The sequence below is a fragment of the Streptomyces sudanensis genome (assembly GCF_023614315.1).
Taxonomy (GTDB): Bacteria; Actinomycetota; Actinomycetes; order Streptomycetales; family Streptomycetaceae; genus Streptomyces; species Streptomyces sudanensis.
Genome location: NZ_CP095474.1, coordinates 2404632 through 2410252, shown reverse-complemented (window position 1 = coordinate 2410252; position 5621 = coordinate 2404632). Strand labels below are relative to the sequence as shown.

The 5621-nt window shown below is 77.2% G+C and carries 3 protein-coding genes and 2 pseudogenes; 3 read left to right on the top strand and 2 right to left on the bottom strand.

What is annotated here, in order from left to right; genetic code table 11:
- Positions 1-50 precede the first annotated feature (50 nt).
- A complete protein-coding gene (locus MW084_RS11120) occupies positions 51-878 on the bottom strand; it encodes a DUF4190 domain-containing protein (protein WP_010473504.1) in 828 nt (275 codons plus the stop codon).
- A gap of 436 nt (positions 879-1314) precedes the next feature.
- On the opposite strand from MW084_RS11120, the gene MW084_RS11115 reads away from it, so the two are divergent.
- The 3 genes and pseudogenes from MW084_RS11115 to MW084_RS11105 form a co-directional block, all read left to right on the top strand.
- A partial coding sequence (locus MW084_RS11115) for a hypothetical protein (RefSeq protein WP_275563571.1) occupies positions 1315-1923 on the top strand: 609 nt, incomplete at its 5' end.
- Positions 1920-2859, top strand: a pseudogene (locus tag MW084_RS11110) (serine/threonine-protein kinase); the annotation flags it as partial. The gene MW084_RS11115 and the pseudogene MW084_RS11110, both read left to right, overlap by 4 nt.
- A 1-nt stretch (position 2860) precedes the next feature.
- A pseudogene (locus MW084_RS11105) lies at positions 2861-3473 on the top strand (serine/threonine protein kinase); the annotation flags it as partial.
- Positions 3474-3603: 130 nt separating this feature from the next.
- Here MW084_RS11105 and MW084_RS11100 read toward each other — a convergent pair.
- Positions 3604-4413, bottom strand: coding sequence for a hypothetical protein (locus tag MW084_RS11100; RefSeq protein ID WP_010473498.1), 810 nt, complete (start codon positions 4411-4413; stop codon positions 3604-3606).
- Positions 4414-5621: the final 1208 nt, after the last annotated feature.

Below are 5621 nucleotides of genomic sequence, written 5' to 3'. Positions count from 1 at the left end.
GCGCGNNGCGCGGGGNCCGCGCGCCGCGCACTCCGCGGGGAGCCGTGGGCTCAGAACTTCAGCTCCCACTGCTGCGCCTCGTGCTCGAACCCCGGGGTGACCTCGACGGTGAGGGTCTTCGCGTCGGCGGGGGCGCTGAAGGCGTACGTACCGGTGGCCTTCTTGCCGGGGGCGAGGGAGCCGGTGACGCCGTCCAGGCCGCTGTCGAAGACCTGCTCGGCGGTGACGCCCTCCGTGCCGGCGCGGGCCTCCAGGAGCACCAGGTCGGTGTCGAACTTCTGCTTGCTGCCGTTCTCGACGACGACGGTGACCTGGTACGCCTTGTTGCCCGCGGCGTGGCCGACCGAGGTGTCGCTCGGCGTGTAGGGCTTCGCCGCGGAGACCGTGATCTTCAGGTCGTCGTCGTAGATGATCGTCTCGTCGGCGGCCAGCGTCTCGGGCACCTCGCCGCTCTTCGCGTCGCCCGGGGCCGCCGGGGCGGCCGAGCCCTTGTCGCCGCCGGAGGTGTCCTTCGGGGCGGTGTTGGTCAGCTCCTTGTTGATGTCGTCCACGGCCTCGTTCACGGCCATGACCGTGGCGATCCCGATCACCACGGAGAGGATCAGCCCCACCAGGCCCAGGACCGTGCCGGCGATCGCCACGCCCTTGTTGGTGGCGGCACCGCGCTTGGCGCGGCCGACGCCGACCGCGCCCAGGATCACGGCGAGCAGGCCGAGGATGCCGCCCAGCCAGAACAGCAGCGGGATGAGCGCGAAGACCACACCGATGATGCCGAGCACCAGCGCGGCCGTGCCGAGACCGTTGTTCGGCGGCGCGGCCGGGGCGGGCGGAGCGGGGTGCGGCGCGCCGTACGGGGGCTGCTGCATGGGGTGGGACATGGGTGCCCTCCGGGCGAAGACATGAAGACAGGAGAGGGGCGGAACGCGGTGCGGCCCCGTGAAGTGATGTGTCCATCACATCAGAGCATGTGAACCATGTCAACGTATTTTTACGCCCCGTGCCTGGCTTGGCTTGTGAAAGGCCGTCACATGTGAGTGTCGCAGGTTGCGCAGCCGCCGCGTACGGAGAACCCCCACCCGCCGGGGGACGCCCGAGCGGCCCGGCCCGGCCCGCCGGCGGGCGGCGGNCCGNGCGGCCCCGGACCGCCGCCCGGCACCGGCTCCGCCATCACGCCGCCCGCCCCGGCCCGGTCCGCCCCGGGCCGGCGGGCGGCGGCCGACGTGAGCAACCGCACGGCGGATCCGTGCAACCCTGGAGCCCTTCCGCAGGTCGCTGTATACGCTCATCCCCGTATCCCCCGTCCTCTNCCCCCCNCGGCCTCCTGGAGGAGCCATGTACGGCCCCGGCCCCGTGCCACCGCAGCGTCGTACGCCGACCCATGTCGTCGTGCTCCGCGTCCTGTTCGCCGTGCTGCCGCTGCTCAGCCTCGGCTTCCTCACGGGGGCGGCGACCATGCGGCTCGCGCTGGTGACGCGCCGGGTCCTCGACTGGTGGCTGTTCGCCCTCTCGGTGGTCCTCACGGTCGTCAGCATGGTCCTCACCGTGGACGACACCGACTCCGCGCGCTCCGACCTCGGGGTGGCGGGCCTCCTGCTGAACGCCGCGCTGTTCACCGGGTACTTCCTCTACGCCGACCTCCGCCACCACGACCTGCGCGCCGCCGGCCCGGCCCCCTCGCCCTACGCGACGACGTTCCCCGCCGGGGGCGGCCAGGGGTACCCGCCGCAGGGCGTGGTGTACCCGGCGCCCCCCGCCGCGGTGCCGCCGTACGGCCCGCCGCAGCCGCACGCCGTGCCGGCGCCCGCGACCCCGGCCCCGGTCCCGGCGCGGTCCGGGCCGCCGGCCGCGCCCCGCATCGACCAGGTCCGCGCCGAGCTGGACGAGCTCAGCGACCTGCTCCGCAGGGAGGACGGCGGCCGGTGAACGGACGGGTCATCACCGGCCGGTACGAGCTGGCCGCGCTCATCGGCCAGGGCGGCATGGGCCAGGTCTGGACGGCGTACGACCGGCGGCTGGACCGGCGCGTCGCCGTCAAGCTGCTGCGCCCCGACCACATGGCCGCCGCGACCGCCGCGGAGGAGATGCGCCGCCGCTTCGTCCGGGAGTGCCGGGTCACCGCCCAGGTCGCCCACCCCGGCCTGGTCACCGTGCACGACGCGGGCGGCGACGGCGACGACCTGTACCTGGTCATGCAGTACGTCGAGGGGGCCGACCTCGCCGACCACCTCGCCGAGCACGAGCCCTACCCCTGGCAGTGGGCCGTCGCCGTCGCCGCCCAGATGTGCGCCGTGCTCGCCGCCGTCCACGCCGTGCCGATCGTCCACCGCGACCTCAAGCCGCGCAACGTGATGGTGCGGCCCGACGGCACGATCACCGTCCTCGACCTGGGCGTCGCGTCCGTCCTCGACACCGACACCACGCGCCTCACCCACACCGGCTCGCCCATAGGCAGCCCCGCCTACATGGCGCCCGAGCAGGCCATGGGCGGCGCCGTCGGCCCGTACACCGACCTGTACGCCCTCGGCGTCGTCCTCCACGAACTGCTCTGCGGGAGCGTGCCGTTCGCCGGCTCCACCGCCCTCGGCGTCCTCCACCGCCACCTGTACGAGTCCCCGCAGCCCGTCCGGCAGCTGCGCCCCGACGTGCCCGAGGCGCTGGAGGCCCTGGTGCAGCGGCTCCTCGCCAAGGAGCCCGGGCACCGGCCCTCCGGCGCGCAGGAGGTGTACGAGGCGCTCGCCCCGCTGCTCCCGGCGCGCGCCGCCGGGCCGGTCGGGCCCATGGACCCCACCCGGCCGTTCACCCGGCCCCTCGCACCCTGGCCCGAGCGGGCCTCCGCGCCCGCCGCGGCCGTCCCCGTGCNGCCGCCCCCGGCCGTCCCGCCGGGCGGCGCCCCCGCCGGGCGGTCCGGTGTGGCCGCCGCCGTCGAGGAGGTGAAGCGGCTCCTCGGCGAGGGCCGCGTCACCCAGGCCGTCGACCTCCTCGGCGCGACCCTCCCGGCCGCCGCCGCCGAGCACGGCGAGCACTCGCACGTCGTGCGCGTCCTGCGCAGGCAGTACGCGACGACCCTCATGGACGACGGCCAGTACCGGCGCGCCCTGCCCGAGCTGCGCCGCCTCGCCGCCGACCGGGAGGCCGAGGCGGGCCCGGCGGACCCGCAGACCCTCCAGTACCGTCACGACGTGGCGCTCTGCCTGGAGCAGACGGGCGACGCGGCGGGGGCGCTCGCCGAGTACCGGGCGATCCTGCCGTACCACGAGAGCGCCCGGCGGCAGCCCGGCGCCGACCCGAGCCGGGCGTTCGGCATCCGGCACCGGATCGGGCACCTGCTGCTCACCACGGGCGACCACTCCGGCGCCCACCAGCAGCTCCAGAACCTGCTGTACGACACGGAGCGCGCCTACGGGCCCTACCACCCGCTCGCGGCCGAACTGCGCCGGGCGCTCACCCACCAGCAGCAGGTGCGCGGGCGCTGACCCGCCGGCGGCGAGGAGCGCCCGGGGCGGCGGGAAGCGCCCGGCCCGCGCCCGGCCGTCCGGCCGTCCGGCCGTCCGGCCGGGAACCGTCCGACCGGCCGCCTGACCGGCCGTCGACCCGGCCGGGCGGTCAGGCGGCCGTGCCGTAGTACGCGGAGTCCGCCACCCCGCCCAGGTGGCGCAGTTCCGGGTCCGCCACCGCGTCCGGGCAGACCACCACCGCGCCGGGCGCCGCCAGGGCGCGGGCGCCGTCGTGCGGGGCGTTCAGCAGGACCACCCCGTACCGCCGGTCCGCGACCAGGTCGCGGACCCCGGGCTCGTCGAGCCGGCCGCGCACCAGCCGCGACCCGTCCGGGCGCCCGCCGCCCAGCGCGAGGTTGTCCCGTACGGTCTGCTCCCGGACGGGCGCGCCGTCCAGCGGGTCGACGAGGGTGAGCCGCGCCTCCAGCCCCTGCCGCCGCAGCATCCTGCTCAGCGCCGCCGCGAACAGCCCCTGCCGGGCGCCGACCTCCAGCACCTCCACCACGCCGTCCGCGCCGGCGTCCGCCGCGAGGAGGGGGACCGCCGCCAGCCGCCCGCACACGTCGGACACCGTGCCCCCGATCCCGCCGACGCCCAGCGCCTCCAGCGCCACCAGGTGCCGGTACGCCACCGTGACCTCGTCCCGCGCCCGCTCGTCCGCCGCGCCGGTCACCGCGCGGACCTCGCCGACCAGCCGGTCCACCTGCACGGGCGTCGGCATCCGGTGCGCCTCGCGGCCCGCGTGGTCGAGCAGCAGCCCGAGCCCGTAGCTCTGCCTGCGCAGGTCGGCCACCTCGTGGTGCAGGGCGTCCAGGTCTTTCTGGAACGCGTGCGTGACGCGCTCCATGCGCTGCTCGATCAGGGAGACGGCGGGGCGCAGCAGCCGCCTCGTCAGCGGGTTGCTCAGAAGGGAGGGCATGCGGGGCAAGCTACGCCGGGCCGACCGGCTCCCGGAAGACGGCGTGGTGGTGCGCGGGTGAAGTCTTGGTGGCGTCCCGGCGACCCGCGCGCCGCAGGCGGACCGCCACCCCCGCCAGCACCAGCAGCGCCACCACCCCGCCCGCCGTCCCGGCCCGCAGACCCGGCGGGCGGAACGCGCAGCTCACCGGCGACCCGCCCGACACGTCCACGGCGACCAGCCCCAGGTACTCCCCGGCGGGCCGGCCCCCGCACCGCCACCCGGCGATCCGGGGCGCCGCCAGGACCGCCGTCCCGCGCGCCCCCGGCGGGAGTACGGCGCGCACCCCGCCGCCGTCCACCCGCACGTCCACCGCCGCCGACGCCCGCAGCCGGGCCACCGCCGCGCTCAGCCGCCCCNCGTCGAGGCAGCCGACGGAGCCCCGCGGCACGCCCCCCGGCCCCGCCACTCCACGCGCGCACCCGTCGTGAGCTGCGTGCCCAGCGGGGTCATGGCGGCCCGCCGCTTGGGCAGCCCGCCGCGCAGCTCGGCCGGCCGTCCGGTACCGCCGAGGCGCGCCGTGCCGGTGAAGTCGGGGGCCCAGGCGAAGACCTCGCTGCCGACCGGGCACACGCCGTCCGCGGGGACGTCGTAGACGCGCGCCCCCAGCAGCAGCTCCTGGTTGCGGAACGCGGAGGGCCCGTACCGGGGCTCCCGCCCGCCGGAGCCGGAGCCGGAGCCGACCCCGGGCTGCACCGTCACCAGCGGCAGCCGCTCCCGGTTGTGGGCCAGCGCCCCGTCCCGCCAGCGCGCGCCCACCGCGAACAGGGCGTCCGTCACCGGGTTGTCCAGGCTCTGCAGGTTGCGCCCGTGCGACGTCCAGCCGCCGCCGAGCGCGGCCAGCGTCCGCGTCCACACCTCGGGGGTGTGGCTGCTGTAGTACGCGGCGCCCTGCCCGCCCACCAGCAGCGGGTCGTTGCCGGTGAGCTGCGGGCGCCCCGGGTCGGTCCGGTAGGCCGGCCAGCCGTCGGCGCCGTCCACGGCCGCCGCCCGCGCCTCGTGCGCCGCGCCCCAGGCCGGGTAGTCGTCCAGCCGCGCGGGCCGCTCCCGGTCCGCGTACGCGGTGGTGGCCGCGGCCGGCACGACCACGCTGCCCGCCAGCAGCGCGCCCCCCACGGCCCGCACCACCCGCCGCCGCGCCCGCCCCAGCAGCACCACCTGTCNACNCC

Coding starts and splice junctions, on each gene's coding strand:
- MW084_RS11120 (WP_010473504.1), bottom strand. CDS start 878: ATGTCCCACCCCATGCAGCAGCCCCCGTACGGCGCGCCGCACCCCGCT.
- MW084_RS11100 (WP_010473498.1), bottom strand. CDS start 4,413: ATGCCCTCCCTTCTGAGCAACCCGCTGACGAGGCGGCTGCTGCGCCCC.